The following is a 26,720-nucleotide window of genomic DNA, read 5'->3' as shown; positions in this document are numbered from 1 at the left end:
GGAGGCGCGATGTACTGGACGGAATTTCTCACCGTGGCATTCATCCATCTGCTGGCGGTGGCCAGCCCCGGTCCGGACTTCGCCGTGGTGGTGCGCGAGAGCGTGACCCACGGGCGCCGCGCCGGCACCTGGACGGCGCTGGGCGTGGGCAGTGCGATCTTCCTGCACGTCACCTACTCGCTGCTGGGGATCGGCCTGATCGTGTCGCAGTCCATCGTGCTGTTCAACGCGCTGAAGTGGCTGGCGGCGGCCTATCTGCTGTACATCGGCATCAAGGCGCTGCGGGCGCGGCCCGCCGATCCGGCGGCTGCCGAAAGCATCGTCGCGCCAGTGGAACGCACGGCACGTGGGGCCTATGTCGCCGGGTTCGTCACCAATGGCCTGAACCCGAAGGCGACGTTGTTCTTCCTGTCCCTCTTCACTGTGGTGATCAACCCGCACACGCCGCTGATGGTGCAGGCGGGTTATGGCGTCTACCTGGCCTGCGCGACGGCCGCCTGGTTCTGCCTGGTGGCGCTGCTGTTCAGCCAGCAGCGCGTGCGCGCCGGTTTCGCCCGCATGGGCCATTGGTTCGACCGGATGATGGGGGTAGTGCTGGTGGGCTTGGGGATCAAGCTGGCGTTCACCGAGCTGCGCTGAAGCACGGGATGACCCTCCCGTAGGAGCGAACCCTGTCCGCGAAGTCCCGACCGAGCACGCCGGACGTCCCGGCAGAAAGCGAATCTCTTCGCGGATAAGATCCGCTCCTACAACAGCTATCGGACTCCGACGGTCCCTCGATGTAGGGCGCATAACGCCTTTGGCGTTATCCGCCATTGCCGGCGGATAACCCGTTCCGGGTTATGCGCCCTACGGGGAGTCGAGGACGATGCAGGTCGGCTCAGGCCTTGATCTCCGCCAACTGTGCCAACGCCTGCAGGTATTCCCGCGGATTTTCCCCCAGCAATCGCCTGAACATCGCGCTGAACGCCCGCCCGCTGGTGTAGCCCAGCGCCGCCGCCACGCTCTGTACGCTCTCGCCGGCCAGCAGGCGGGGCAGCGCTTCGGTCAGGCGCAGCTGCTGGCGCCATTCCTGATAGCTCATGCCCAGTTCCTGGCGAAACAGCCGGGCCAGGGTGCGCGAGCTGGCGCCCACCTGTTGGCCCCAGTCCTCCAGGGTATGCGGATGCTCGGGGTGCTTGAGCAGCGCCTTGCAGATCGCCTGCAGGCGGCGGTCGGCCGGTAGCGGCAGGGCCAGGGGCAGACGCTCCAGGGTGGCGATCTCCAGCAGGATCAACTGCTCCAGCAGCGGTAGTGCCGGCTCGCCCGGCTGTGCCTGCCAGCGGATGCAGCGCAGGATCATCTCCCGCAACAGTGGCGTGACCGCCAGCACGCAGCAGTCGGCCAGGTTCGCAAGGCACGCCTCGGCGCGGATGAACAGGGTGCGCATGTGCACCTCGCCGGACATATGGATCTCATGGCGGGTGCCCGGCGGAATCCACACTGCGCGGGTCGGCGGGATGACCCAGGCGCCCTGGCGGGTGACCAGGCGCATCATGCCGCTGGCGGCGTAGAGCAGCTGCGCCTGCGGATGGTCGTGGGGGTGCACGTGGTGCCCGTCGACGTAGTCGAGGCCGATCGCGGCGAGGCGTGAGTCCTGGGGAATGTGCAGATGCATGTCGGGTTCGATGACTTTTCTGTCAGGTCTGCGATTTTTCGACAGCCTAGCATGGACCTTCCTCCACTCAAGCCGAGAGCCCGACGCCATGTCACGACCTCGAACGATCATCCGCTACATCAACGCTGCCCATATCATCGACCACATGTTCATGCTGATCTTCCCGGCCGCCGTGCTGGGCATGACGCAGAGCTTCGGCCTGAGCTATGCCGAAATGATCGGCCTGTCCCTGGGCGGCTTCATCGCCTTCGGTGCCTGCTCGATCCCGGCCGGCTGGCTAGGCGACAAGTGGGACCGCCGGCACATGATGCAGCTGTTCTTCTTCGGCATCGGCGCGTCCTCCATCCTCACCGGCCTGGCCAGTTCGGTGCCGATGCTGGTTGCCGGCCTGACCCTGATCGGCGTGTTCGCCGCGATCTACCACCCGGTGGGTACCGCGATGCTGGTGGCCCATGCGCAGAACCGTGGGCACGAGATCGGCATCAACGGCATGTGGGGCAACCTGGGCGTGGCCTTCGCCGCCTTGCTGACCGGTTTTCTCACCGCGCACTTCGGCTGGCGCGCGGCGTTCATCCTGCCGGGCGCCGTGGCGGTGTTGATCGGCATCGGCTTCGCCTGGCAGGTCCGTGCCGAGGCGCCGGTGGCGGTGCAGCATCCGGCGCCACGGGGTTTGGGGGGGCAGAGACTGTCGATGCCCCGGGTGTTCGGCGTATTGGCGCTGGTGACGGCCACCGGCGGCGTGGTGTTCAACGCCAGCACCGTGACTTATCCGCGCCTGTTCCAAGTGCGTCTTGAAGAACTGCTGGCCTCGCCGGAAAGCCTTGGAGTGGTGGTCAGCCTGGCCTATGCCTTTGGCGCCGTGGCGCAGTTGATCATGGGGCGGCTGCTGGACCGCTTCAGCCTCAAGGGCCCGTTCCTGCTCATGACCTTCTGCCAGGGCCCGCTGCTGGTGGCGCTGGCCTATGCCGAGGGCTGGCCGGTGGCGGTGGTCGGTGCGCTGTTCATGTTCGCGGTGTTCGGCCAGGTGACGGTGAACGACGCGATGGTCGCCAACTTCGTCGCGCCGCAGTGGCAGGCGCGGGTGTTTGCCCTGCGTTACTTCGTGTCCTTCGGCGCCAGCGCGGCGGCGATTCCGCTGATCAGCTATATCGAGCCGCGCCAGGGGTTGGCCGGGTTGTACCTGATCCTGGCGGTGCTGGGGGTGGTTACCTTCCTGGCGGCGGTGGTGTTTCCACGCACGGCAGCGCATGCGCCGAAGGTGGCGACGGCCTGAAACGAAAAAAGGGGCGCCCGAGGCGCCCCTTTTTCATGCCTGACCGAAGATCAGACCAGTTCGATCGCCACCGCGGTGGCTTCGCCGCCGCCGATGCACAGCGAGGCGACGCCGCGCTTGCCGCCCTTCTTCTGCAGGGCGTTGATCAGGGTGATGATGATCCGCGAGCCGGTGGAGCCGACCGGGTGGCCCTGGGCGCAGGCGCCGCCGTAGACGTTGACCTTGGCGTGGTCCAGGCCGTGTTCGCGCATGGCGAGCATGGTGACCATGGCGAAGGCTTCGTTGATCTCGAACAGGTCCACGTCGTCCTTGGTCCAGCCCGCTTTCTTGAACAGGTTGGTCATGGCGCCGATCGGGGCGAGGGTGAACTCGGCCGGGTCCTGGCTCTGGGTGGCGTGGGCGACGATCCTGGCCAGCGGCTTCAGGCCACGGCGCGCGGCTTCTTCAGCGGTCATCAGGACCAGCGCGGAGGCGCCGTCGGAGATGGAGCTGGCGTTGGCGGCGGTGATGGTGCCGTCTTTCCTGAACGCCGGCTTCAGGCCCGGGATCTTGTCCAGGTTGGCGGTCAGCGGCTGCTCGTCGTCCTTCACCACGGTCTCGCCCTTGCGGGTGGTCACGGTGACCGGAACGATTTCCGAGTCCAGCGAGCCGTCCTTGATGGCGGTCTGGGCGCGCTTGAGGGATTCGATGGCGTAGGCGTCCATTTCTTCACGGGTCACGCCGTACTTGTCGGCGGTTTCCTGGGCGAAGGAGCCCATCAGGCGGCCGGTGCGGGCGTCTTCCAGGCCGTCGAGGAACATGTGGTCCTTGATCTCGCCGTGGCCCATGCGCAGGCCGGTACGGGCCTTTTCGATCACGTAGGGTGCGTTGGACATGCTTTCCATGCCGCCGGCGACCATCACGTTGTTGGTGCCCGCCTTGAGCAGGTCGTGGGCCAGCATCACGGCCTTCATGCCGGAGCCGCAGAGCTTGTTGATGGTGGTGCAGCCGGTGGCGGCGGGCAGGCCGGCGTTCAGCGCCGCCTGGCGGGCTGGGCCTTGCTTCAGGCCGGCGGGCAGTACGTTGCCCATGATCACTTCCTGCACGTCCTCGGGCTGGATACCGGCACGGGCAATGGCTTCGCGGATGGCGACAGCGCCCAGCTCCACGGCGGGAACGCCGGACAGGCTGCCCTGGAAGCCGCCCATGGGAGTACGGGCGCCGCTGACGATGACGATCTCGGACATGAAACTACCTCTTTGCTCTTGTTGTAGGAGCTCGCGTATGACCGGCTGCGCGTCGGCAGAGCTGCGTTGTAAGCAGGCCATACCCGAACTCCGGGTAAGGGGCCGGCCGTGAACGACCGGGCGGGGTGGATTCTACCGCGTGACTGGATGTGGCCAAAGAGTCATCGGCAAATCACTCTTTTGACTGATGAACGGACACCGGGAGGCCTCTAGAGTCGCAATCATCCTGATGTATTCCTTCTGGAAATCCAGCCGTGAGAGTGTCCCGCCATGCTGAAAACCCGCGTCATCCCTGCTGCACAGAATGCCTACCAGTACCCGTTGCTGATCAAGAGCCTGCTGCTTTCGGGCAGCCGTTATGAAAAGGGCAGGGAGATTGTCTACCGCGACAGCGTGCGTTACAGCTATGCCACCTTCAACGAGCGCGTGGCGCGTCTGGCCAACGTACTGACCGAGGCGGGCGTCAAGGCCGGCGACACCGTGGCGGTGATGGACTGGGACAGCCATCGCTACCTGGAGTGCATGTTCGCCATCCCGATGATCGGCGCGGTGCTGCACACCATCAACATCCGCCTCTCGCCCGACCAGATCCTCTACACCATGAACCACGCCGATGACCGCTTCGTGCTGGTCAACAGCGAGTTCGTGCCGCTCTATCAGGGCATCGCCGGCCAGCTGACCACGGTGGAAAAGACCCTGCTGCTCACCGACGGCGCCGACAAGAGCTGTGCGCTGCCCAACTGCGTGGGTGAGTACGAAACCCTGCTGGCGGCGGCCAGCCCGCGCTACGCCTTCCCCGATTTCGACGAGAACTCGGTGGCCACCACCTTCTATACCACCGGCACCACCGGCAACCCCAAGGGCGTGTACTTCACCCACCGCCAGCTGGTGCTGCATACCCTGGCGATGGCCTCGACCATCGGCAGCCTGGACAGCATCCGCCTGATGGGCACCGATGACGTGTACATGCCGATCACCCCGATGTTCCACGTCCACGCCTGGGGCGTGCCCTACGTGGCCACCATGCTGGGGGTGAAGCAGGTGTATCCGGGCCGCTACGAGCCGGAGCTGCTGTGCAAGCTGATCCGCGAGGAGAAGGTGACCTTCTCCCACTGCGTGCCGACCATCCTGCAGATGATGCTCAACGCCGCCAGCGCCAAGGACTACGACTTCGGCGGGCTGAAGATCATCATCGGCGGCAGCGCGCTGAACCGCGCCCTGTATGACGCCGCCAAGGCCCGTGGCATCCAGCTGACCGCCGCCTATGGCATGTCCGAGACCTGCCCGCTGATTTCCTGCGGCTACCTCAACCAGGAGCTGCGCGCCGGCACCGAGGATGAGCGCACCACCTACCGGATCAAGGCCGGCGTGCCGGTGCCGATGGTAGAGGCGGCGATCATGGACGAGCATGGCCAGCTTCTCCCGGCCGATGGCGAATCCCAGGGCGAACTGGTGCTGCGCGCACCCTGGCTGACCCAGGGTTACTTCCAGGAACCTCAGAAGGGCGAGGAGCTCTGGGCCGGCGGCTGGATGCATACCGGCGACGTCGCGACCATCGACGGCATGGGCTTCATCGACATCCGCGACCGTATCAAGGACGTGATCAAGACCGGCGGCGAGTGGCTGTCTTCGCTGGAGCTGGAAGACCTGATCAGCCGTCACGCGGCGGTGCGCGAAGTCGCCGTGGTGGGCGTGCCCGATCCGCAATGGGGCGAGCGTCCCTTCGCCCTGCTGGTGCTGCGCGAGGGCCAGTCGCTGGACGCCAAGGGGCTGAAGGAGCACCTCAAGCCTTTCGTCGAGCAGGGGAACATCAACAAGTGGGCGATTCCGTCCCAGATCGCCGTTGTTACTGAAGTTCCCAAGACCAGTGTCGGCAAGCTCGACAAGAAGCGTATCCGGGTAGACATCGCCCAATGGCAGGAGGCTGGCAGCGCCTTCCTCTCCACGGTTTGAGCGACGACCGGTTGGTCAGTGTCTGAAGCATCCGTGCCAAGCAAGCGCTTGGCGCGGCGCGGGCCAGTGATGACGCCGTCTCTGGCCCGCGCGACTGTCTAGTCAGGGCCTTTCTGAGAGAAATCACACTTTCGAGCGATCAAGGTGTGTAGGGCCGTGGATATAGTCGCCACTACTCATAACAAAAAACACATGGAGTAGCGTCGATGAAAACCATGCAACATATCTGGCGACTGGCGCGGTTGCCGCTGGCCGTCAGCCTGGCTTCCTCGCTGGCGACCCCCGCTTCCGCCGTCAGCTTCAACATCGGGGAAATCGAAGGTTCGTTCGACTCGTCGCTGTCCGTGGGGGCCAGCTGGTCGACGGAGAATCCGAACAAGAACCTCATCGGCGTAAACAACGGCGGCAAGGGCCTGTCCCAGACCTCCGACGACGGCCACCTGAACTACAAGGCCGGCAAGACCTTCTCGAAAATCTTCAAGGGCATCCACGACCTCGAGCTGAAATACCAGGACACCGGCGTATTCCTGCGCGGCAAGTACTGGTACGACTTCGAGCAGAAGGACGAGGACACCGAGTTCAAGCCGCTCAGTGATCACAATCGCAAGGAAGCCGCCCAGGCCTCCGGCGCCGAACTGCTCGACGCGTTCATCTACCACAACTACACCATCGCCGAACTGCCGGGCACCGTGCGCCTGGGCAAGCAGGTGGTGAACTGGGGTGAAAGTACCTTCATCCAGAACGGCATCAGCGTTATCAACCCGTTCGACGTGACCGCCTTCCGCCGTCCGGGCTCCGAGATCAAGGAAGCCCTGGTGCCGGTGAACATGTTCTACATGTCGCAGAACCTCACCGACAACCTCTCCGCCGAAGGCTTCTACCAGCTGGAGTGGGACCAGACGGTGGTCGACAACTGCGGCACCTTCTTCTCCCAGCCGGACGTCATCGCCGATGGCTGTACCCAGAACCTCGCGGTGCTGACCAACAACAAGGGCTCGATCAACACTCTGAACGCCCTGCTCGGCCCGAACCTGGCGCTGACTCCCTCGCCGTGGAACGAAGGCATCGTGGTCAAGCGCGGGCCGGACCGCGACGCTCGTGACAGCGGCCAGTACGGCCTGTCGCTGAAGTACTTCGCCGACAGCGTGAACACTGAGTTCGGCGGCTACTACATGAACTACCACAGCCGCCTGCCGATCTTCAGCGGCCGTGGCGCCGACACCGCCAAGGTGGCGCAGATCAACCAGCTGATCACCAACATCGCCGCCATCAGCCCGTCCCTGGCCGCCCAGGCCGGTGCGGCGGCCATGGCCGGCAACTCCAGCTACTTCGTCGAGTATCCGGAAGACATCCACCTGTACGGCCTGAGCTTCTCCACCACGCTGCCCACCGGCACCGCCTGGCAGGGTGAGATCAGCTACCGTCCGAACGCTCCGGTACAGCTGAACACCACCGATATCCTGTATTCCGGCCTGGACCCGGTGGCCATCGGCGGCAACCACGTCTACAACAACGCCTCGGTGCTCAACGGCAACGCTGGCGAGGACCTGCACGGCTACCGCCGCAAGGAAATCACCCAGCTGCAGACCACCTTCACCCACTTCTTCGACCAGGTCATGGGCGCCGAGCGTCTGACCCTGGTGGGCGAGGTCGGCTGGACCCACGTCGGCGGCCTGGAAAGCCAGAACAAGGCACGCTACGGCCGCGACCCGGTCTTCGGCCCCGGCCCGCTGAACGGCAGCCTCAACGGCCGTCCGACCTGCGAGGCGCTGAACGTGTCCACCCTGGGCACCGCCAACGCCAACAACGTCAGCCGCAACTGCGAAAGCGAAGGCTTCACCACCGCCGACTCCTGGGGGTACCGCGCCCGCGCCATCTGGGACTATAACGACGTCTTCGCCGGTGTGAACCTCAAGCCCAACGTGGCCTGGTCCCACGACGTCGACGGCTACTCCCCCGGCCCGGGCGGCAACTTCGAGGAAGGCCGCAAGGCCGTCAGCCTGGGTGTCGACGCCGACTACCTGAACACCTACACCGCGAGCCTGGCTTACACCACCTACTTCGACGGCAAGTACACCACCGTCGATGACCGCGACTTCGTCAGCCTCAGCTTCGGGGTGAACTTCTAAACCGGCCGTTCAACCGGTATCCGGCCCGCACACGCGGCGGGCCACCCGCCGGTCGGTCGAACCGGCCGGCGGTGCAGCAGATACAACCCGCGACCCGTCCCGCAAGGGGCGGCCACCGCGGTGGGCACAGACTCAACGAGGACGATAAACGCATGAGAACAACAAAGATCCTGCTGCACACCGGCGCGCTGGCACTCAGCCTGCTCGCCTCCCAGGTGATGGCGGCCGTCTCCGCCGATGAAGCGGCCAAGCTCGGCACCACCCTGACCCCGATGGGCGCGGAAAAGGCCGGCAACGCCGACGGCAGCATCCCTGCCTGGACTGGCGGCCTGCCCAAGAACGCCGGCACCGCCGACAGCAAGGGCTTCCTCTCCGATCCGTTCGCCAGCGAGAAGCCGCTGTTCACCATCACCGCGCAGAACATGGACCAGTACAAGGCCAAGCTGACCCCCGGCCAGCAAGCCATGTTCAAGCGCTATCCCGACACCTACAAGATGCAGGTCTTCCCGTCGCACCGTACCGCCACCGTGCCGGACAGCGTGCTGGCGGCGACCAAGAAGAACGCCACCACCACCACCCTGGTGCAGGGCGGCAACGGCCTGCAGAACTTCCAGACCGCCAACCCCTTCCCGATTCCGAAGGACGGCCTGGAAGTCATCTGGAACCACATCACCCGCTATCGCGGCGGCCACGTGCGCCGTCTGGTGACCCAGGCCACCCCGCAGGTCAACGGCTCCTACTCGCTGGTGTACTTCCAGGACGAATTCGTCTTCCGCACCGACCTGAAGGACTACGACGCCAGCAAGCCGAGCAACGTGCTGTTCTACTTCAAGCAGCGCGTGACCGCCCCGGCGCGCCTGGCCGGTAACGTGCTGCTGGTGCACGAGACCCTCGACCAGGTGAAGGAACCGCGCCTGGCCTGGCTCTACAACGCCGGCCAGCGCCGCGTACGCCGCGCCCCGCAGGTCTCCTACGACGGTCCGGGCACCGCCGCCGACGGTCTGCGTACCTCCGACAACCTGGACATGTACAACGGCGCGCCGGACCGCTACGACTGGAAACTGGTGGGCAAGCAGGAGCTGTACATCCCGTACAACAACTACAAGCTCGATGATCCGAAGCTCAAGTACGCCGACATCATCAAGCCCGGCCACCTGAACCAGGACCTGACCCGCTACGAGCTGCACCGCGTATGGCACGTGACCGCCACCCTGAAGCCGGGTGAGCGCCACATCTATGCCAAGCGTGACTTCTACATCGACGAGGACACCTGGCAGGCCGTGGAGATCGACCACTACGACGGTCGCGGCACCCTGTGGCGCGTGGCCGAGGCCTTCAACCAGTACTACTACAACTACCAGGTACCGTGGTACACCGCCGAAACCCTGTATGACCTGCTGTCCGGTCGCTACCTGGTGCTGGGTCTGAAGAACGAGGAGAAATCCGCCTACGACTTCAACTACAGCGCTTCGGAAAGCGACTTCACCCCGGCAGCGCTGCGCCAGGAAGGCGTTCGCTGATCCCCCGATCCCCACGGGTGGTTCCGCGGTGAGAAAAGACCGGCCTTCGGGCCGGTTTTTTTATGGGCGATCATCCACTGGATGAATGGGAATGCGGAATGTCGGAAGGCTTCTGGTCATCTTGTGGGCAACGGTAACAAAATCGGCTTCAAATACCGCTCGCGAGCGGCTAGGCTCCGTCCACATAGAAACAAGAGCTAGAGCAAGAGCCAGGCTGATGACCGACTTCTCGACTCTGCCACGACTGACCGAGGTTCCCACCAGCACAGGGGGCAGCCGTTTCTTCCGGCCGCCGCTGCCGCATGGCCACGTCTCGCGCTCGCGACTGTGCGAGCGCATGGCGTCCGGACTGGAGGGACGGCTGATTCTGGTGTCTGCGCCGGCGGGGTTCGGCAAGAGCTCATTGGCCATCGAGTTCTGTCAGACGCTGGAAAGCCAATGGCGCAGTCTGTGGCTGGGGCTCAGTGCCAGGGATAGTGATCCGGGGCGATTCCTCGAACGCCTGCTCGAAGGCTTGCGCCTGCACTTTCCCATGCTGGGCGAGGAGGCGCTGGGCATCCTGAAGATGCGTCAGCGGCACCAGCCGTTCGCCTTCGAAGCCTGGCTCGACGACCTGCTCGACGAACTGGTGGACTGCCTCTCCGTCGAGCGCCCGCTGCTGCTGGTGCTCGACGACTACCACCTGGCCCAGGGCGCGGTGCTCGACCGCTGCCTGCAATTTCTCCTCAACCACCAGCCACCCGGCCTGGTGCTGCTGGTCACCAGCCGCCAGCGCCCCGACTGGCACCTGGCCCGCCTGCGCCTGTCGCGGCACCTGCTGGAGTTCAGCGAACAGGACCTGCGGCTGACCGCCGAGGAAACCGCGCGGCTGGTATCCGCCAACGGCGCGCAGCTGGATGACAACGCCCTGGATAACCTGGTCGAGCGCAGCGAAGGCTGGATCGCCGGCCTGCGCCTGTGGCTGCTGGCCCATGACGACGAGCTGGCGGCTAAGGTGCCCGATCTTTCGGTGCACGGCGCCGAGGAGCTGATCCGCGATTACCTGCTGGAAGAAGTGATCGACAAGCAGTCGCCGGAGGTGCAGGTCTTCCTTTACCAGACGGCGCGCTTCGAGCGCTTCTCCGCCGAACTGTGTGATTCCCTTCGGGACTCTCATGACAGCGCTTCGATCCTGCGTCATCTGCAGCAGCACCAGGTATTCCTGGTGCCGCTGGACGAGCAGGGCCAGTGGTTCCGCTATCACCACCTGTTCTCCGACCTGTTGCTGGCGCGGCCGCTGCCCGGCTCCGGCCCTTCGGCGGCGGCACTGCATCTGCGTGCGTGCCGCTGGTTCAGCACCCAGGGATTGTTCGACGAGGCCGTGGAACAGGCCCTGCGCGCCGGTCACCCGGAAGTGGCGGCGAACCTGGTGCAGAGCCTGTCCGAGGAACAGCTGCTGGCCGAACAGAACGTCGCCACGCTGCTGCGCTGGAAGATGGACCTGCCCGACAGCCTGCTGGCCAGCACGCCGCGTCTGATCGTGCTGTACAGCTGGGCCCTGGCGCTGGCTTGCCAGCTGGACGCCGCCGAGGAACTGGGGCTGCAACTGTCGCGCTTCCTGCCGGCGGCCGATCCGGCCACCCAGCGCGACCTGATGGCCCAGTGGCAGGCGCTGGCGGGTGTCGTTGCCCGGGGTCGCGGCGACATCGCCACCGCCGAGCGACACTGCGAGGAGGCCCTGCAAGGGCTCGGACCGGAACGCTTCGGCCCGCGCCTGTTGTGCCTGTCGACCCTGAGCAACCTGGCCATCGTCCGCGACGACCTGTGGCGTGCCCGCAACCTGAACCGGGATGCCCTGGAGCTGGCGCAACGCTTCGGCAATCCGCTGTTCGAGGCCATGGTGCATTACGACCGCGCCCGCGTCCTGCAGGCGCGCGGCGAGGTGCTGCGCGCCGAAGAGGAGGTTCGCCAGGGGCTGGCGCGACTCTCCGGGCTGTCAAGCCAGCGCCGCTACGCCGTGCGCGGGCGGCTGATGCTCTACCAGGGCTACCTGCGCAGCCTCGCGCTACAGCCGGACGAGGCGCGCAAGTGCCTCAAGGCCGGCATCGAGGAAGCGCGTGCCTGCCGGGATATCAGCCTGATCATCGGCTTCTGCGTGCTGGCCAGCCTGGAAGGGCGGCTGGGCAACTACACCCGCGCCTTCGCCCACCTGGCCGAGGTCGAGCGGATGATGCACGTGTGGGACGTGCCGCCGGTCTACTACCTGTCGGCCATCACCCTGATCAAATGCGAACTCTGGCTCGGCCAGGGGCAGACCGAACTGGCGGCCGCCTGGCTGGAACGCCTGCGCGACACCTACACCGGCGACGAACCGGCCACGCCGCCGGAGTGCTCGCCGCAGCTGCCGCGCCACGTGGAAATGCTCCAGTCCCAGCTGGAGCGCCGCGAAGGCCGCATGGCCGAGGCCGAAGCGCGGCTGCGCGCTGCGGCCAGCGGCGCCCTGCAAGGCGGTGCGCAGTTGCAGGCGCGCTTCGCCCAGGGCCAACTGGTCGCCTTGCTGCTGCAGGACGGTCGCGAGCGCGAGGCCTCCTTCGAGCTGGGCGAGTGCCTGAATGGCCTGGCCGTGGGCCTGCTGATCCCGTTGCATGAAGTGCTGCTGCAGCATCCGGAATGGCTGCGTGAACAATTGGCTGTGCGGGCTTCTTCTCCGGCCATGGAGGCCCTGCGTGAACGCTTGCCGGCGCCGCCGGAGCGCTGCGTAGCACTCACCGATTGCCTGAGCGGCCGCGAGCTGGCGGTGTTGGAGCTGATCGCCCAGGGCTGCTCCAACCAGGAGATCAGCGATCGGCTGTTCATCTCCCTGCATACGGTCAAGAGCCACGCCCGGCACATCAACGACAAGCTCGGCGTGGAGCGCCGCACCCAGGCGGTGGCGCGGGCGAAGGAGATGGGGTTGTTGCGCTAGGAGTTCTGGCTCAGGTTCGCAGAGACTGGCGTAGGAGCGGACTCTGTCCGCGATTGGCCTGAGACGGCTCAGCGGGTGGGAAGCGATCGCGGACGGAGTCCGCTCCTACGCAAGCCGGTCCGTGCAGGAGCGCGCCTGGCTCGCTCCTGCAGGTAACTGCTCGGACAGGAGTGGCGCGTGCTGCGCCAGGATCACATCCCCTTCTTCTTCTCCGGCTCCGCCGGCGCACTCAGGTCCAGCCCCTTGGGCGCCGCCTGCCCCTTGGCCGGAGCGGCCAACTGTTTCTGCACGTCATCCTGGATCGCCTGCAGCACCGGCTGCAGATCGCGCATGTTCTCGCGCACTTCGGCATAGGCATGCTTCTGCGCCAGTTCGTCCACGCGCATCAGCAACTGCGCGCGCACTTCCGCCGGCAGGTGGATGAACAGCTCGGGCATTTGCTTGGACAGCTCGGCGCTGTAGAGCACCAGGTCCTGTCGGTCGAACTGGGCGGTGAGGCCGAGGTAGTCCAGCGCGCTGCTGGTGAGCATCGAGGCGGCCGCCTTGGCTTCCTGCATGCCTTGCAGACGCACCGGATTGCGTTGCTCGTTCTGCGCCAGGGTCATCCAGAATTCCACCGTCAGGTTGAACAGGATCGCCTGCTCGCGCAGCGAATAGCTCATCAGACCCAGCGCCTCGGCGCCGTAAGGCTGCTTGGCGGCGCGGAAGTCGAAGTACAGGCGCATCAGCTCCTTGAGCTTGAACAGCACCTCGCGCGCCTCGTTCTGCCGCAGCTCCAGCGGGGCGTAGATGTTCAGCTGCGGGCGGAAGTTCTCTTCGCTGACCATGCGCTGGTAGATCGGCCCGGTGAACTCGCCGCTGCGTCGGGGCAGGCCGTTGGCCTGGGATTCGTCGATCTTCTTCAGCGCGTCGATCAGCAGCTGGTAGTCGGCGCTGGTCCAGGGGCGTTTGATGTCCGGGATCTTCTGGCCGAGGTAGTACAGGTCGGCGCTGAAGGCGGGGCGACAGAGAACCAGCAAAAGGATGGCCAGCGGCCAGAGCAGACGGCGTGGTAGGTTCGGCACGAACGGGCTTTCCTTGCGCGGGGGAGCGGTCGGCCTAGGTTAACGAGGCCGGGGAGCGGCGTCATCCCGCGCCTTGGTTGGGTGATGCGGGGGAGGGGAGATGGAGTCGGCAGCGGTCAGCGCGGTCTTCGAGGACCTCGGCGGTATCGGCGCGGTGGCGCGCCAGAGCGACGGGCCGCTGGTGGGGCACCTGCAACGGGCCAACATCCAGTTGGCGAGCATTCCGGTGTTCGTCGCCAAGGGGCTGGCCGATACCACGGTGAACGACCTGCTGGACGCCGCCAAGGTGTCGCGGCGCACATTCTACAAGTACTTCCAGAGCAAGCTCGACGTGCTCGAAGGCATCTACCGCACGGCGGTGCAACTGCTCTTGATGCGCTTTCGCGAGATGCGCACCGACGCCGGCAGCACCGATGCCTGGCTGCGGGCGATGGTCGAGCGCTTCTTCGACTATCACCTGGCGGTGGGGCCGATCATCCGCCTGATGCACGAGGAAGCGTTGCGCACCGACTCGCCTCTCGCCGCCCATCGCGCCGAGGCGCACCGTGAGCTGCGGGCGTTGCTCGAAGAGCGCTTCCAGGGCGAAGGCGTGCGGCACGCGGCGCTGACCTACCAGGCGCTGATCTGGGCGTTGGAGGCCACTTCGCTGGAGCTGCTGGGCAAGGGCGGCGACATGCCGCTGGGTGAGGTGAAGCAGGTCATTGGTGACCTATTGGTAACGACGCTCTGCTCACGCACTACCTAGGTTGGGCGCGGTGGAAAGCGGGCTGTGGTGTGATCTCGGTTCGAGAACAACAAGCACGGGAGTCACTCGTCCATGTCCGCCACCCTGTCTCTGCAACCGCCACTGGCCGAGGGCCTGGCTCGCTACGGCTTCGGCGCCCTGTCGCTGGCTGCGCTGAAGGACCGCTACGCTGCGCCGGAAACCGGCTCGCGCTTCATCAACGTCGACGGCTTCGACATCCATTACCGTGACGAAGGCAGCCGCGACAAGCCGGTGCTGGTGATGGTCCACGGCGTGATGGCGTCGCTGCACACCTGGGACGGCTGGGTCGCCGAGCTGAGCGAGCACTTCCGCATCATCCGCCTCGACGTACCGGGTTTCGGCCTCACCGGCGGCGGTCACGACCGCGAATACAGCGGCGAGCGCCTGGTGAAGGTGTTCGGCATGTTCCTCGATCGCCTGGACCTCAAGCACGTCTCCATCGCCGGCAACTCCCTGGGCGGCTACATCGCCTGGAACTATGCGCTGGCGCAACCGCACCGGGTGGAGCGGCTGATCCTGATCGACCCGGCCGGCTACTACATGCAGAAGGTGCCGCTGATGATCGCCAGCGCCGTGTTGCCCGGCGCCGGCATCCTGATGCCGATGTGGATGCCGCGCGCGCTGGTGGCCCAGGGCATCAAGGAAGTCTACGGCGATGCGCGCAAGATCAAACCGGGTGTGATCGACCGCTACTACGACATCAGCCGCCGTCCGGGTAACCGCCGGGCGATGATCGATATCTTCCGCGTGCTGGTGAAGGCCAACCGCGAGGAGCTGACCTGCACCCCGAACCGCGTGGCGGGGCTCAAGGTGCCGACGATGCTGATGTGGGGCGAGCGCGATCGCTGGATTTCGCCGCGCCACGTGCCGATGTGGCAGCGTGATGTGCCGGGGATCGAGGTGAAGGTCTATCCGGGCGTGGGGCATATCCCGATGGAAGAGATTCCCCAGGAGTCGGCGGCGGATGCATTGCGTTTCCTGCATGCCTGAGCCCGACCGCTCCAGAAAAAGCCCGGCCCAGCGCCGGGCTTTTTCGTTCCCACAAGAGCCCCTCACCCTAACCCTCTCCCGCAAGCGGGAGAGGGGACCGTTCGATTTAGGAGGAAACCTTGGCGTCAGCCTGCACGGTCTGCCCCCTCTCCCTCCGGGAGAGGGCTGGGGTGAGGGGAAATACCGGCACCGACTTTCCCGAAGAAGACAGTTGCCCCTACAGGTGCGTCGCACCGGACCGTTTCGTAGGAGCGGATCTTATCCGCGAAACCGGCCGATAGGCCGGCATCTCGAAAACAACGCCGCCCCGACAAGACGGGGCGGCGGTTGCTGCGGCGAAAAACTCAGCCCGCGTGCGCCAGCGGCTGCGGGTCGTACTCCCGACGCACCTCGTGCAGCAGATCAAGGTTGTTGTGCTGCCAGGGATGGAAGTCGGCCCTGAAGAAGTCCAGGTACTCGCGCACCAGCGGGCGGAACACGCCGTGCTTGCCCCAGCTCCACTTCAGCCCGTCGCGCCAGACCCGCCAGTTCCACAGCAGGCCGTCCTTGCGCAGCATGTGGGTGAGGCCACGGAAGGTGTCGAGGACGAAGAAGAAGGTCGCCATGATCATCGCCCGGCGCAGCAGCTTGCGGCTGCCACAGACCTGGTTGTAGACGTCGAAGGCGACCGCCTTGTGCTCGGTCTCTTCCAGCGCGTGCCAGCGCCACAGGCGCTGCATCACCGGGTCGGCGCCCTCCATGGTACGCGGGTCGGTCAGCAGCCCGTTGGCCATGATCGCGGTGATGTGCTCCAGCGCGGCGGTGGCAGCCAGCTGGCGCTTGGCGGGGAATTTCTTCTGGGTGAAACGGATGCGCGCCTGGGCCAGCTTCTCGATGCGCGTGATGTCGTAGCCCTGCTCGCGCAGACGCTGGCTGTACACCAGGTGCTCGCGACTGTGGTGACCTTCCTGGCCGATGAAGCCACGGATCTGCTCCTTGAGCACCGGGTCGGTGATGTCCTCGCGGAACTGCCGCACCGAGTCGATGAAGAAGCGCTCGCCGTCGGGGAACAGCACCGACATCGCATCGAACAGATGGGACTTGAAGGCGTCTCCGCCATGCCAGTGACGCGGCAGCGGATCGGGCAGATCGAAGTCCATATGCCGGGGCTTGATTTCCAGTCCCGCGGGGGTGGTGCTGGCCATGGCGGCTCCATTGTTGTGGTTGTCCATGGTCAGTACTGTGGGCTTGTGGGGAAAGCGTCACAAGGTTATTGTCTGCCAACTTTCCGGTCATATCCGGCCAGCGGTCGACACAAGAAAAACGATGAAACAACCGCTCAATTTCACCGCCGAACTGGTGCCCGTCGCCTATGCACAGGCGCTGCTCGATCTTGCCGAGGAGCTGGGCGTGCCCCGCGCGCGCCTGTTCGAGCTGGCCCGTGTGCGCCCCGAGGTGCTGCAAAGCCCCAATGGCCGCCTGTCCTTTATCGACTTCAACCTGCTCGCCGGCACCGCCCTGGCACACTGCAACGAGCCGGCCTTCGGGCTGCTGCTGGGGCTGCGGCTGAACGTCTCCACCCACGGTATCCTCGGCTACGCGGTGCTCTCCAGCGCCAACCTCGAACGCGCCATCGGCTTCGCCCTGAAGTACTACCGCGTGCTCGGCCTGGCCTACGACCTGGAGATGGTGGAAGACGAAGGCATCTCCTACCTGCGCGCCAGCGAGTCGATCCCGCTCGGGCCGATGGGGCGTTTCGCCGCCGAAGGCCTGATGACCAGCCTCTACACCATCGCCCGCTTCCTCGTCGGCGAACCTTTGCAGGGCGTCAGCGTCGGCTTCGGCCATGCCGCGCCGGCCTACGCGGAGCGTTACGCCGAGGTGTTCGGCGGCGAGGTGTCGTTCGACCAGCCGTTCCATTTCATCGGCCTGCCCAGCGACTACCTGGCGCGGCCCATGGCCCTGGCCAACCCGGCCACCGTGCAGATGTGCGAGCAGCAGTGCGAGGCCCTGTTGGCCACGCTGGACGTGCAGGAAGGGCTGCTGACCCGTATTCGCCGACTGCTGCTGGCGCGTCCCGGCGAGTTCCCCGACCTGGAGACCGTGGCGGGCGAGTTGCACACCAGCGGCCGCAGCCTGCGTCGACATTTATCGAACCTGGGCACCACCTACCAGGAAGTGCTCGACGACGTGCGCAAGCGCCTGGCCCTGCAGTACCTCACCACCACGCATCTGCCGCTCTACGAGATCGCGCTGCTGCTGGGCTTCAACGACCCGTCGAACTTCCGTCGGGCGTTCAGGAAATGGACCGGCAAGCTGCCGACCGACTACCGCCGGGACGATTGAGCCGGCTCGCCAGGGCAGGGTGGAATAGGCGAAAATGCCGGTCCGCCCAATCCCATCGAGTGAGCCCGTGATGAGTGAGCAGCCCGCGTTGATCCGCGAAACCTTCCCCGTCGGCCCGTTGCAATGCAACTGCACCATCATCGGCGACCCGCTGACGAAGAAGGCCATCGTCGTCGATCCGGGCGGTGACCACGAACTCATCCTGCAGCGTCTCGACGCGCTGGGGCTGAAGGTGGTCAGCATCATCCACACCCACGCGCACCTCGATCATTTCCTCGCCTCCGGGCAGATGAAGGAAAAGACCGGTGCCACCCTGCACCTGCACAAGGATGACCAGTTCCTCTGGGACAACCTGGAGATGCAGTGCCGCATGTTCGGCGTGCCCTACACCCCGGTACCGTCGCCGGACCAGTGGCTGGCGGATGACGAGGAACTGGCCTGCGGTTGCGGCGTGGCGCTGCACACGCCGGGGCATACGCCGGGCTCGATGAGCTTCTGGTTCCCCAAGGACAAGCTGTTGATCGCCGGCGACACCCTGTTCCGCCGCAGCATCGGTCGCACTGACCTGTGGGGCGGTGATTACGACACCATCGAGCGTTCGATCCGCGAGCGTCTGTATTCGTTGGACGAGGAGGCGACCGTGGTGACCGGCCACGGTCCGGATACCTGTCTGGGCGACGAGATGCGCGAGAACCCATTCATTCGGGCCTGATGGCGCGCGTTAAGGAAAATTGAATCTTTTTGCTGTTGTATGATCTAACCAGCGCCCAATCGGGCGATTTCGTTATCCAGGAGTCTTCCTTCATGTTCACTGCACGTAGTCTGTCCATGGTCGCGGCTGCCACCGTCCTCGCTCTCATGGCCGGTTGCGCTTCCCAGAACCCTTATGATCCCAACACCCAGGCCCCGGCCGAGGGTGGCATGAGTAAGACCGCCAAGTACGGTGCCCTGGGCGCGCTGGCCGGCGCTGTCGCCGGTGCCGCGATCAACCACGACAACCGTGGCAAGGGCGCGATGATCGGCGCTGCCGCCATCGGTGCCGCCGCCGCCGGTTACGGCTACTACGCCGACAAGCAGGAAGCCAAGCTGCGCCAGCAGATGCAAGGCACCGGCGTACAGGTCGAGCGCCAAGGCGATGACATCAAGCTGATCATGCCGGGCAACATCACCTTCGCCACCGACTCGGCGAACATTGCTCCGTCCTTCTACACCCCGCTGAACAACCTGGCCAACTCCTTCAAGGAGTTCAACCAGAACAGCATCGAGATCGTCGGTTACACCGACAGCACCGGCAGCCGCCAGCACAACATGGACCTGTCCCAGCGTCGTGCGCAGTCCGTGGCGGCATACCTGACCTCCCAAGGCGTAGACTCCACCCGCGTAAGCACCCGTGGCATGGGCCCGGACCAGCCGATCGCGTCCAACGCCGACGCCAACGGCCGCGCGCAGAACCGCCGCGTCGAAGTGAACCTGAAGGCCCTGCCGGGCGCGCAGACTCAGCAGTACCAGCAGTAAGCGCCGCCCATGAAAAAGCCCGCCGATTGGCGGGCTTTTTCATGGGCGTCTTTTTTTTGGGGAATTCGTGTCACGGTTGTACGCGCTACGTTCCTGGGTTGCACGTGGCACGTGGCCGAACCTGTAGGAGCGAGCTTGCTCGCGAACCCCAGCCCCGCAGCGGGGGCTGTTCGCGAGCAAGCTCGCTCCTACAAAAAACTCACGCTTTGGCAGCGGCCGGAAACTCGCGGTGCAGCTGCGCCAGTATCTGGTCCTTTCGCTCCCAGAGCTGGTTCACCCACAGCTGGAATTCGGCGCGGTAGCCCTCGTCCTGGTCGTAGCTCTTGCCGACGAACTGGCGCGGAATCTCCAGCTCCTCGAAACGCACCACCACTTCGCGCAGCTTGCCCGACAGCAGGCACCAGAAGGTCGGGCGCCCGTCGGGGTAGTGGATGGTGACGTTCACCAGGGTGCGCAGTTGTTCGCCCATGGCGTCGAGGACGAAGGCGATACCGCCGGCCTTGGGCTTGAGCAGGTAGCGGAAGGGCGACTGCTGTTCGTCGTGCTTGGCCGGGGTGAAGCGGGTGCCTTCGAGGAAGTTGAAGATCGACACCGGAATCCGGCTGAACTTGGCGCACGCCTTGCGGGTGGTCTCCAGGTCCTTGCCTTTCTTCTCCGGGTGCTTGGCGAGATACGCCTTGGTGTAGCGCTTCATGAAGGGGAAATCGAGCGCCCACCAGCACAGGCCGATGATCGGAACCCAGATCAGTTCCTGCTTGAGGAAGAAGCGCAGCAGCGGCACGCGGCGGTTGAGCTGGTACTGCAGGACGAGGATGTCGACCCAGCTCTGGTGGTTGCTGGTGACCAGGTAGGAGTGCTCGTACTCCAGGCCTTCCAGGCCCTTGACGTCCCAGCGGGTGTCGCGGACCAGGTTCATCCAGCCCTTGTTGCAGCCGATCCAGCCTTCGGCGATCAGGCTCATGATCTTGCTGCAGACGCTTTGTGCAGCCGCGAATGGCAACAGGATCTTCACCAGGGTCATGCTGAACAGCAGGGTTGCCCAGCACAACGTGCTGACGAACAGGATGAGGCTGGCGAGGATGCCGCGCAGGTTGGCAGGAAGGAAACTCAACATCGAGGAATGGTCCTTGTACGTGGGCGCCCGGTCCACCGGGCGCGTGAAGCGTTCTCGGGCACATCCTCGTGCCGGGTTGTCAGCCGTCCTTGCCGCTGTCGGCCTGGATCGCGGTGAGCGCGATGGTGTAGACGATGTCGTCCACCAGCGCGCCGCGCGACAGGTCGTTCACCGGTTTGCGCAGCCCCTGCAGCATCGGCCCGATGCTGACGCAGTCGGCGCTGCGCTGGACGGCCTTGTAGGTGGTGTTCCCGGTGTTCAGGTCGGGGAACACGAACACGTTGGCGCGTCCTGCCACCGGGCTGTCGGGTGCCTTCTGGCGGCCGACGCTGGCGATGGCGGCGGCATCATACTGCAAGGGGCCATCAATCAACAGATCGGGGCGTTTTTCCTGCGCGATGCGCGTGGCTTCGCGCACTTTCTCGACATCTGCGCCACTTCCGGAGTCGCCGGTGGAGTAGCTGATCATCGCCACCCGCGGGGTGATGCCGAAGGCCTGCGCGGAGTCGGCACTTTGCAGGGCGATCTCCGCCAGGTCACTGGCCGAAGGATCGGGATTCACCGCGCAGTCGCCATAGACCACCACCTGGTCGGGCAGCAGCATGAAGAACACCGAGGACACCAGGTTGTAGCCGGGCGCGGTCTTGATCAGCTGCAGCGCCGGGCGAATAGTGTTGGCGGTGGTGTGGATGGCACCGGAGACCAGACCGTCCACTTCGTCCAGGGCGAGCATCATGGTGCCCAGCACCGTGTTGTCTTCCAACTGCTGCTCGGCCATCGGCGCGTTCAGGCTCTTGCCCTTGCGCAGTTCGACCATGGGCTCGACGTAGCGGCTGCGCACCAGGTCCGGGTCGATGATTTCCAGGTCCTCGGGCAGCACGATGCCGAGCATCTGCGCCACCGCCTGCACGTCGTCGGGCTTGGCCAGCAGCACGCAGCGGGCGATGCCGCGCGCATGGCAGATCGAGGCGGCCTGCACGGTGCGCGGCTCGCTGCCTTCGGGCAGGACGATGCGCTTGCCCGCGCGGTTGGCTCGCTGGGTCAGCTGGTAGCGGAACACCGGCGGCGACAGGCGCAGTTCGTGGGGCGCGCCGCAGCGGTCCTTCAGCCATTCGAAGTCGATGTGTCCGGCGACGAACTCGGTGACGCGCTCGGCGCGCTCGCGGTCATCCACCGGGATTTCCTTGTTCATCCGGGTAAGGTCGCCGGCGGTGTCGAAGGAGCCGGTCTTCACCGTCAGTACCGGCAGGCCGCTCTGCAGTGCGCTGCGGCACAGCTCCATGATCCGTGCGTCAGGCGTCAGCCCCGAGCACAGCAGCAGGCCGGCCAGCGGCACGCCGTTCATGGCGGCCAGGCAGGAGGCGAGGATGATGTCGTCGCGGTCGCCCGGCACCACCACCAGCACACCGGGCTTGAGCAGGTGCACGGTGTTCGGCGCCGAGGGGGCGCAGAGGATGATCTTCTGCACGCGGCGTTGTTCGTAGTCGCCGGCGTTGAGCACGCTGGCATCCAGCAGGTCGGCCACGTCGCGGGTTCGTGGGGCGTTCATCTCGTCCTGCCAAGGAATGCAGCCGAGCAGGCGCACGTCGCCGTCGCGCAGCAGCGACGAGTGTTCCTTCAGGCGTTCGCCGAACAGGCGGGCGGCGGCCTCCGCGTCGCGCGGTGCGTCGTCGCTTTCGCCGCCGCGCACCTTGTTCACGATCAGCCCGGCCAGGTTCGGATCGCGCGGGCCGCCGAACAGCTGGGCGAGGATTTCGATGCGGTCGGACAGTTCCTTCACCGTCTCGTTGTCCGGCGCCGACACCAGGATCACCTCGGCGTCCACGCTGCGCGCCAGGTGCCCGTTGATGCGCGCGGCGTAGCTGGCGTGCTTGGTCGGCACCATGCCCTCGACGATCATGACGTCCTTGTCTTCCGCCGCCCGGTTGAACATCCCGACGATGTCTTCCAGCAGCTCGTCGAGCATGCCATCGCCGAGCATGCGCTCGACCTTGGCCAGCGACAGCGGGGTAGGGGCATTGAGGCCGTGGGTGCGGGCGACCAGCTCGCTGGATCGTTCCGGGCCGTCGTCGCCAGCGTGGGGTTGGGCGATGGGTTTGAAGAAACCGACTTTAAGGCCGGCGCGTTGCAGGGCGCGGATCAGGCCCAGGCTGGTGGACGTCAGGCCGACACCGAAACCGGTCGGCGCGAGGAAGAAGGTGTGCATCCGGGCTCCTTAAGCCGTGCGGGAAAGGGCGCAGCCCTTGTGGGGCAGGCCCTGGAATCTTCAGTCGAGGACGGCCAGGGTGTCGAGTGCGATCTGCCGTTCCTCGTTGGTGGGAATCACCAGCACCCGGGGATGGCCGGGCAGGTGGATCGGTCCGCCGACGCCGCGTACGCAGCGGGCGTTGGCTTCGCCGTCGAGTTCGAGATTGAGTACGTGCAGGTGCTTCACCGTGAGGTTGCGCACCAGGGCCGAGTTCTCGCCAATGCCGCCGGTGAAGATGATGCCGTCCAGGCGCGGCAGCGCACAGGTCAGCGAGGCGAGGGACTTGGCCAATCGGTAACAGAATACTTCGATGGCCAGCGCCGCGCCGGCGTGGCCCTGTTCGCGTGCGTGCTCCAGGGTGCGCATGTCGTTGGACAGCCCCGACAGACCGAGCAGGCCGCTGTCGTGGTTGAGCATGTGGTCGATCTTCTCCAGGCTCCAGCCCAGGGTGCGCGCCAGGTGGCTGTGCAGGTTCGGATCGACGTCACCCGAGCGGGTGCCCATCATCAGGCCTTCCAGCGGAGTCAGGCCCATGCTGGTGTCGCGGCTCTGGCCGTTGGCGATGGCGCAGGTCGAGCTGCCGTTGCCCAGGTGCGCCGACAGCCAGTTGCTGTCGCCCACCGCCAGCCCGCTCATCTCGGCGGCCATGTGGCTGACGTAGCGGTGGCTGGTGCCGTGGAAGCCGTAGCGGCGCACGTGCTGCTCGCGGTACAGCGGCTCGGGGATGGCGTAGCGGTAGGCGCGCTCGGGCAGGCTCTGGTGAAAGGCGGTGTCGAACACCGCGATGTGCGGCAGGTTCGGGTAGAGCGCCAGGGCGGCGTCGATGCCCAGCAGGTTGGCCGGGTTGTGCAGCGGCGCGAGCGGTGAGGTTTCGCGGATCGCGCTCAGGACTTCGTCATTCAGCCGCGAGGCCTGGGTGAAGCGTTCGCCGCCGTGCACCACGCGGTGGCCGATGGCATGCAGTTCGCCCTGGGCGGCTTCATTCACCAGCGGCAGCAGGCGGGCGAGGGCGGCCTGGTGGTCGCCGCCGGGCAGTTCCAGGGTCTGTGGCTGCGCGTCGCCCTCGCCCTGCCAGCGCAGGCTGGCGCCGGTGGAGCCGAGGCGTTCGGCCAGGCCGTGGAGGATGAAGTCGTCGCGCCCCTCTCGAACCAGGGCGAATTTGATCGAAGAACTACCGCAGTTGATCACCAGGATGTTGCGTGCCGGCATGCCTACTCCTTGTCGCTGTTCTGTTCCTTGGCGCACCAGCCGCAGGGGAAGAGCCGGCCGATCTGCGCTTGACGTTGCTGCGGGTCCAGCACCCAGGGCCGGGATTGCCAGGGTGGCTGGTGCCGCAGGTGCTGGGTATGGCCGCAGGACAAGACTGCCACCCAGTACCCGTCTTCATCCTGATGAAAGTCAAGCAGGCGCGGGGCGTCCGCGTTGTCCCGTCCGTCCGTCTTCGGGTCGCATTCGGGGGCGTCGCAGCGTAAACTTGCGCGCTCAACTTCTATATCAGAAAGGTTTCGTACCATGCAGATCGCGGCCAACAAGGCGGTTTCCATCGACTATACCCTGACCAACGACGCAGGTGAGGTCATCGACAGCTCCGCCGGCGGCGCTCCGCTGGTCTACCTGCACGGTGCCCACAACATCATCGCCGGCCTGGAAAAGGCCCTGGAAGGCAAGCAGGTTGGCGACGAGCTGGACGTCACCATCGAGCCGGCCGACGCCTATGGCGAGTACAGCGCCGAACTGGTCGCCACCCTGACCCGTGAAATGTTCGAAGGCGTGGACGAGCTGGAAGTTGGCATGCAGTTCCACGCTTCCGCTCCGGACGGCGGCATGCAGATCGTCACCATCCGCGACATCGACGGCGACGACGTGACCGTCGACGGCAACCACCCCCTGGCCGGCCAGCGCCTGAACTTCAAGGTGAAGGTGGTCAACGTGCGTGACGCTTCCGCCGAAGAAGTCGCCCACGGCCACATCCACGGCGAAGGTGGTCACCACCACTGATCGTTTTCACCGGTCGGATGTGACCGGGTGAAGCCATCATTGAGCTGCTAAGCTCATCTGGGAAAGGCGCCTTCGGGCGCCTTTCTCATGCAGCCTTTCTAGTGCAACAAGGCCAGGGCATTTTTTCCCGTATCGATTGGGATGGCGCAGAGCGACGGACCCGCTGTCCGCCCCTGCGCGGGCACGCTGTGCCTACCTCTTCAAGGAGTAAGCAATGAGCGCTTTTCACGGTCTGACGCTGCAAGGGCTCGACGGCCAGGATCTGCCGCTGGCCCCGCTCAAGGGCAAGGTCGTGCTGGTGGTCAACGTCGCCTCGAAGTGCGGCCTGACTCCGCAGTACGCCGGTCTGGAGAATCTCTACCAGCAATACAAGGATCAGGGTTTCGTGGTGCTCGGCCTGCCGTGCAACCAGTTCGCCGGGCAGGAGCCTGGCAGTGAAGCCGAGATCCAGTCGTTCTGTTCGTTGAACTACGGGGTCAGTTTCCCGATGTCCTCCAAGCTGGACGTCAACGGTTCGGAACGCCACCCGCTGTACCGACTGCTGGCGGGCGAGGGCGCCGAGTTCCCCGGCGACATCACCTGGAGCTTCGAGAAGTTCCTGCTCGCCCCGGACGGCCGCGTGCTGGCGCGATTCAGTCCGCGCACCGCGCCGGACGATCCCGCGCTGGTGCATGCCATCGAGAAGGCGCTGGGCGCCTGATCCTTCCGGCGGGAGAGGGCGCTTGCGCCAATCCCGCCGGCATTTCTCCCACTCGACTTGTTCCGCGCCGAGCGTGGCGGCTTAATCGGGCGACCTGCCTGAGGAATCCGTCATGAGCCGTTTCGCCGCCGAATCATCCTGCCTGCCCGCAACCCCCGATGCGTTGCGCGCGCTGATCGAACAGCGCCGCGCGGTGCGGCGCTTCCTCGATGAGCCGGTGCCGGACGCCGTGCTGCGCGATTGCCTGGAGCAGGCGGTGCTCGCGCCCAACGCCTGCAACCTGCAGCCATGGAGTTTCCAGGTGATCCGCGATGCCGAGCTGCGCCGCAAGCTGGTGCCGGTGTGCCTGGGGCAGAACGCGGCGCGCACGGCGCCAGTGCTGATCGCCGTGCTGGCGCGCCCGGATACCTGGCGCGAGTCCTGCGCGGCGATCCTCGACCAGTGGCCGGAGCCGCAGGTGCCGGAGAAGGTGCGGGACTTCTACCAGCGCACCGCGCCCTTCCAGTACAACCAGGGGGCATTCGGCCTGCGCGGGCTGTTCAAGCGCACCCTCTATGCGTTCGTCGGCCTGCGCCGTGCGCTGATGCGCCAGCCCAACAGCCACGCGGAGATGCGCCTGTGGGCGGTGAAGTCCACCGCGCTGGCGGCGCAGAACCTGATGCTCGCCCTGCAGAGCCACGGCCTCGCCAGTTGCCCGATGGAGGGCTTCGACGAAGTACGGCTGCGCAAGGTGCTGGATATTCCCCGCCGCGCCGTGCCGATCATGCTGCTGGCGGTGGGGCGCGCCGCCGACAATGGCGTCTACAACGCGCGCCTGCGCTTCCCGCTGGAGCAGCGCGTCAGCTGGCACTGACCGCGTCGGGGCGGGTCATCACGCCCATGCGGCCGCCACCGAACGACCAGTCGTCCGCCTCGCTGCTGGTGATCTGCACCATCACGTCCTCGCTGGCGATGCCCAGCCGTTCGCCCAGCAGCGCGTTCAGGTGCCGGTAGAACGCCTGTTTGGTCTGCGCGTCGCGGGGGCGGCCGATGGTGATGGCGATCAGCACGAAGTCGTCGCTGCGCGGCCCGCCCAGATAGCCGCGGTTGTAGATGAACTCCTCCGGCTCGTGCTGGTGGATCATCACGAACTGATCGCCTTCCGGCACGTTGAAGGCTTCGTGCATGGCGTCGTAGACGGTATCGGCCAGCTCGTGCAGGTACTGCGGTTGTTTGCCTTTGCGCAGGGAAATGCGAACGGTGGGCATGGTGCCGCTCCTCGGTTGGTGATTGACGATTCCAGGCTAGCGCGGCAGGTT

The 26,720-nt window shown here is 65.7% G+C and carries 23 protein-coding genes; 14 read left to right on the top strand and 9 right to left on the bottom strand.

The window, feature by feature from the left end:
* Positions 1 to 9 precede the first annotated feature (9 nt).
* A complete protein-coding gene (locus O6P39_RS22000; protein ID WP_275608532.1) occupies positions 10 to 639 on the top strand; it encodes a LysE family transporter in 630 nt (209 codons plus the stop codon).
* A gap of 241 nt (positions 640 to 880) precedes the next feature.
* On the opposite strand, the gene O6P39_RS21995 is transcribed toward O6P39_RS22000, so the two are convergent.
* The gene (locus tag O6P39_RS21995) at positions 881 to 1,657 is read right to left on the bottom strand and encodes a helix-turn-helix transcriptional regulator (RefSeq protein WP_275608531.1); all 777 of its coding nucleotides are present in this window, start codon (positions 1,655 to 1,657) and stop codon (positions 881 to 883) included.
* An 88-nt stretch (positions 1,658 to 1,745) separates the two neighbouring features.
* Between O6P39_RS21995 and O6P39_RS21990 the strand changes: the two genes are divergently transcribed.
* Complete coding sequence (locus O6P39_RS21990; RefSeq protein WP_275608530.1) at positions 1,746 to 2,930, top strand: MFS transporter; 1,185 nt, start codon at positions 1,746 to 1,748, stop codon at positions 2,928 to 2,930.
* 50 nt (positions 2,931 to 2,980) lie between these two features.
* On the opposite strand, the gene O6P39_RS21985 is transcribed toward O6P39_RS21990, so the two are convergent.
* The gene (locus O6P39_RS21985) at positions 2,981 to 4,156 is read right to left on the bottom strand and encodes an acetyl-CoA C-acyltransferase (RefSeq protein WP_275608529.1); all 1,176 of its coding nucleotides are present in this window, start codon (positions 4,154 to 4,156) and stop codon (positions 2,981 to 2,983) included.
* 270 nt (positions 4,157 to 4,426) lie between these two features.
* On the opposite strand from O6P39_RS21985, the gene O6P39_RS21980 reads away from it, so the two are divergent.
* The 4 genes from O6P39_RS21980 to O6P39_RS21965 all read left to right on the top strand — a co-directional run bounded on the left by O6P39_RS21980 (position 4,427) and on the right by O6P39_RS21965 (position 12,702).
* A complete protein-coding gene (locus O6P39_RS21980; RefSeq protein WP_275608528.1) occupies positions 4,427 to 6,109 on the top strand; it encodes a fatty acid--CoA ligase in 1,683 nt (560 codons plus the stop codon).
* A gap of 206 nt (positions 6,110 to 6,315) precedes the next feature.
* Entirely contained in the window at positions 6,316 to 8,238 is a 1,923-nt protein-coding gene (locus O6P39_RS21975; protein WP_275608527.1) for a DUF1302 domain-containing protein, read from the top strand.
* A gap of 152 nt (positions 8,239 to 8,390) precedes the next feature.
* Positions 8,391 to 9,758 carry a DUF1329 domain-containing protein gene (locus O6P39_RS21970; protein WP_275608526.1) on the top strand — a complete coding sequence of 456 codons (1,368 nt, stop codon included), beginning with the start codon at positions 8,391 to 8,393 and terminating at the stop codon, positions 9,756 to 9,758.
* A gap of 217 nt (positions 9,759 to 9,975) precedes the next feature.
* The gene (locus O6P39_RS21965; protein WP_275608525.1) at positions 9,976 to 12,702 is read left to right on the top strand and encodes a LuxR C-terminal-related transcriptional regulator; all 2,727 of its coding nucleotides are present in this window, start codon (positions 9,976 to 9,978) and stop codon (positions 12,700 to 12,702) included.
* 191 nt (positions 12,703 to 12,893) lie between these two features.
* Here the strand turns inward: O6P39_RS21965 and O6P39_RS21960 are convergent, their stop codons facing one another.
* On the bottom strand, positions 12,894 to 13,766 hold the full coding sequence (locus tag O6P39_RS21960; RefSeq protein WP_275608524.1) for a hypothetical protein: 873 nt from the start codon (positions 13,764 to 13,766) through the stop codon (positions 12,894 to 12,896).
* A 100-nt stretch (positions 13,767 to 13,866) separates the two neighbouring features.
* Here O6P39_RS21960 and O6P39_RS21955 point away from each other — a divergent pair, with 100 nt between their 5' ends.
* On the top strand, positions 13,867 to 14,511 hold the full coding sequence (locus O6P39_RS21955) for a TetR/AcrR family transcriptional regulator (RefSeq protein ID WP_275608523.1): 645 nt from the start codon (positions 13,867 to 13,869) through the stop codon (positions 14,509 to 14,511).
* Positions 14,512 to 14,583: 72 nt separating this feature from the next.
* Complete coding sequence (locus O6P39_RS21950; protein ID WP_275608522.1) at positions 14,584 to 15,522, top strand: alpha/beta hydrolase; 939 nt, start codon at positions 14,584 to 14,586, stop codon at positions 15,520 to 15,522.
* A 344-nt stretch (positions 15,523 to 15,866) separates the two neighbouring features.
* On the opposite strand, the gene O6P39_RS21945 is transcribed toward O6P39_RS21950, so the two are convergent.
* On the bottom strand, positions 15,867 to 16,706 hold the full coding sequence (locus O6P39_RS21945; RefSeq protein WP_275608521.1) for a metal-dependent hydrolase: 840 nt from the start codon (positions 16,704 to 16,706) through the stop codon (positions 15,867 to 15,869).
* A 121-nt stretch (positions 16,707 to 16,827) separates the two neighbouring features.
* On the opposite strand from O6P39_RS21945, the gene O6P39_RS21940 reads away from it, so the two are divergent.
* The 3 genes from O6P39_RS21940 to O6P39_RS21930 all read left to right on the top strand — a co-directional run bounded on the left by O6P39_RS21940 (position 16,828) and on the right by O6P39_RS21930 (position 19,362).
* Positions 16,828 to 17,847 carry an AraC family transcriptional regulator gene (locus O6P39_RS21940; protein ID WP_275608520.1) on the top strand — a complete coding sequence of 340 codons (1,020 nt, stop codon included), beginning with the start codon at positions 16,828 to 16,830 and terminating at the stop codon, positions 17,845 to 17,847.
* A 70-nt stretch (positions 17,848 to 17,917) separates the two neighbouring features.
* Positions 17,918 to 18,559 carry an MBL fold metallo-hydrolase gene (locus O6P39_RS21935; RefSeq protein WP_207885970.1) on the top strand — a complete coding sequence of 214 codons (642 nt, stop codon included), beginning with the start codon at positions 17,918 to 17,920 and terminating at the stop codon, positions 18,557 to 18,559.
* Positions 18,560 to 18,651: 92 nt separating this feature from the next.
* On the top strand, positions 18,652 to 19,362 hold the full coding sequence (locus O6P39_RS21930; RefSeq protein WP_275608519.1) for an OmpA family protein: 711 nt from the start codon (positions 18,652 to 18,654) through the stop codon (positions 19,360 to 19,362).
* 199 nt (positions 19,363 to 19,561) lie between these two features.
* On the opposite strand, the gene O6P39_RS21925 is transcribed toward O6P39_RS21930, so the two are convergent.
* The 4 genes from O6P39_RS21925 to O6P39_RS21910 all read right to left on the bottom strand — a co-directional run bounded on the left by O6P39_RS21925 (position 19,562) and on the right by O6P39_RS21910 (position 24,268).
* Entirely contained in the window at positions 19,562 to 20,476 is a 915-nt protein-coding gene (locus O6P39_RS21925) for an acyltransferase (RefSeq protein ID WP_275608518.1), read from the bottom strand.
* Positions 20,477 to 20,555: 79 nt separating this feature from the next.
* Positions 20,556 to 22,682 (bottom strand): phosphate acetyltransferase, encoded by a 2,127-nt coding sequence (pta, locus tag O6P39_RS21920; protein ID WP_275608517.1) that lies wholly within the window; start codon positions 22,680 to 22,682, stop codon positions 20,556 to 20,558.
* A 60-nt stretch (positions 22,683 to 22,742) separates the two neighbouring features.
* Positions 22,743 to 23,933: an acetate kinase gene (locus O6P39_RS21915; RefSeq protein ID WP_275608516.1), complete on the bottom strand. Its 1,191-nt coding sequence runs from the start codon at positions 23,931 to 23,933 to the stop codon at positions 22,743 to 22,745.
* 2 nt (positions 23,934 to 23,935) lie between these two features.
* Entirely contained in the window at positions 23,936 to 24,268 is a 333-nt protein-coding gene (locus tag O6P39_RS21910; protein ID WP_243806424.1) for a DUF3565 domain-containing protein, read from the bottom strand.
* Between O6P39_RS21910 and O6P39_RS21905 the strand changes: the two genes are divergently transcribed.
* The 3 genes from O6P39_RS21905 (at position 24,237) to O6P39_RS21895 (ending at position 26,275) form a co-directional block, all read left to right on the top strand.
* The gene (locus tag O6P39_RS21905) at positions 24,237 to 24,722 is read left to right on the top strand and encodes a peptidylprolyl isomerase (RefSeq protein ID WP_275608515.1); all 486 of its coding nucleotides are present in this window, start codon (positions 24,237 to 24,239) and stop codon (positions 24,720 to 24,722) included. The two genes, O6P39_RS21910 and O6P39_RS21905, sit on opposite strands and share 32 nt — an antisense overlap.
* Positions 24,723 to 24,936: 214 nt before the next feature.
* The gene (locus O6P39_RS21900) at positions 24,937 to 25,422 is read left to right on the top strand and encodes a glutathione peroxidase (protein WP_275608514.1); all 486 of its coding nucleotides are present in this window, start codon (positions 24,937 to 24,939) and stop codon (positions 25,420 to 25,422) included.
* Positions 25,423 to 25,534: 112 nt separating this feature from the next.
* Complete coding sequence (locus O6P39_RS21895; RefSeq protein ID WP_275608513.1) at positions 25,535 to 26,275, top strand: nitroreductase family protein; 741 nt, start codon at positions 25,535 to 25,537, stop codon at positions 26,273 to 26,275.
* Here O6P39_RS21895 and O6P39_RS21890 read toward each other — a convergent pair.
* Positions 26,262 to 26,669: a tautomerase family protein gene (locus tag O6P39_RS21890; protein ID WP_275608512.1), complete on the bottom strand. Its 408-nt coding sequence runs from the start codon at positions 26,667 to 26,669 to the stop codon at positions 26,262 to 26,264. The two genes, O6P39_RS21895 and O6P39_RS21890, sit on opposite strands and share 14 nt — an antisense overlap.
* Between the last annotated feature and the right edge of the window lie 51 nt (positions 26,670 to 26,720).

The organism is Pseudomonas sp. PSE14, assembly GCF_029203285.1.
Lineage (GTDB): Bacteria > Pseudomonadota > Gammaproteobacteria > Pseudomonadales > Pseudomonadaceae > Pseudomonas.
The sequence above is the reverse complement of the archived record's forward strand: the minus strand, read 5'-3'. Positions and strand labels throughout refer to the sequence as shown.

Bases quoted from the DNA above. Each gene is read 5' to 3' on its own strand.
- O6P39_RS22000 (WP_275608532.1), top strand. From the start codon at position 10: ATGTACTGGACGGAATTTCTCACCGTGGCATTCATCCATCTGCTGGCG.
- O6P39_RS21995 (WP_275608531.1), bottom strand. From the start codon at position 1,657: ATGCATCTGCACATTCCCCAGGACTCACGCCTCGCCGCGATCGGCCTC.
- O6P39_RS21990 (WP_275608530.1), top strand. From the start codon at position 1,746: ATGTCACGACCTCGAACGATCATCCGCTACATCAACGCTGCCCATATC.
- O6P39_RS21985 (WP_275608529.1), bottom strand. From the start codon at position 4,156: ATGTCCGAGATCGTCATCGTCAGCGGCGCCCGTACTCCCATGGGCGGC.
- O6P39_RS21980 (WP_275608528.1), top strand. From the start codon at position 4,427: ATGCTGAAAACCCGCGTCATCCCTGCTGCACAGAATGCCTACCAGTAC.
- O6P39_RS21975 (WP_275608527.1), top strand. From the start codon at position 6,316: ATGAAAACCATGCAACATATCTGGCGACTGGCGCGGTTGCCGCTGGCC.
- O6P39_RS21970 (WP_275608526.1), top strand. From the start codon at position 8,391: ATGAGAACAACAAAGATCCTGCTGCACACCGGCGCGCTGGCACTCAGC.
- O6P39_RS21965 (WP_275608525.1), top strand. From the start codon at position 9,976: ATGACCGACTTCTCGACTCTGCCACGACTGACCGAGGTTCCCACCAGC.
- O6P39_RS21955 (WP_275608523.1), top strand. From the start codon at position 13,867: ATGGAGTCGGCAGCGGTCAGCGCGGTCTTCGAGGACCTCGGCGGTATC.
- O6P39_RS21950 (WP_275608522.1), top strand. From the start codon at position 14,584: ATGTCCGCCACCCTGTCTCTGCAACCGCCACTGGCCGAGGGCCTGGCT.
- O6P39_RS21945 (WP_275608521.1), bottom strand. From the start codon at position 16,706: ATGGCCAGCACCACCCCCGCGGGACTGGAAATCAAGCCCCGGCATATG.
- O6P39_RS21940 (WP_275608520.1), top strand. From the start codon at position 16,828: ATGAAACAACCGCTCAATTTCACCGCCGAACTGGTGCCCGTCGCCTAT.
- O6P39_RS21935 (WP_207885970.1), top strand. From the start codon at position 17,918: ATGAGTGAGCAGCCCGCGTTGATCCGCGAAACCTTCCCCGTCGGCCCG.
- O6P39_RS21930 (WP_275608519.1), top strand. From the start codon at position 18,652: ATGTTCACTGCACGTAGTCTGTCCATGGTCGCGGCTGCCACCGTCCTC.
- O6P39_RS21925 (WP_275608518.1), bottom strand. From the start codon at position 20,476: ATGTTGAGTTTCCTTCCTGCCAACCTGCGCGGCATCCTCGCCAGCCTC.
- pta (WP_275608517.1), bottom strand. From the start codon at position 22,682: ATGCACACCTTCTTCCTCGCGCCGACCGGTTTCGGTGTCGGCCTGACG.
- O6P39_RS21915 (WP_275608516.1), bottom strand. From the start codon at position 23,933: ATGCCGGCACGCAACATCCTGGTGATCAACTGCGGTAGTTCTTCGATC.
- O6P39_RS21905 (WP_275608515.1), top strand. From the start codon at position 24,237: ATGCAGATCGCGGCCAACAAGGCGGTTTCCATCGACTATACCCTGACC.
- O6P39_RS21910 (WP_243806424.1), bottom strand. From the start codon at position 24,268: ATGGAAACCGCCTTGTTGGCCGCGATCTGCATGGTACGAAACCTTTCT.
- O6P39_RS21900 (WP_275608514.1), top strand. From the start codon at position 24,937: ATGAGCGCTTTTCACGGTCTGACGCTGCAAGGGCTCGACGGCCAGGAT.
- O6P39_RS21895 (WP_275608513.1), top strand. From the start codon at position 25,535: ATGAGCCGTTTCGCCGCCGAATCATCCTGCCTGCCCGCAACCCCCGAT.
- O6P39_RS21890 (WP_275608512.1), bottom strand. From the start codon at position 26,669: ATGCCCACCGTTCGCATTTCCCTGCGCAAAGGCAAACAACCGCAGTAC.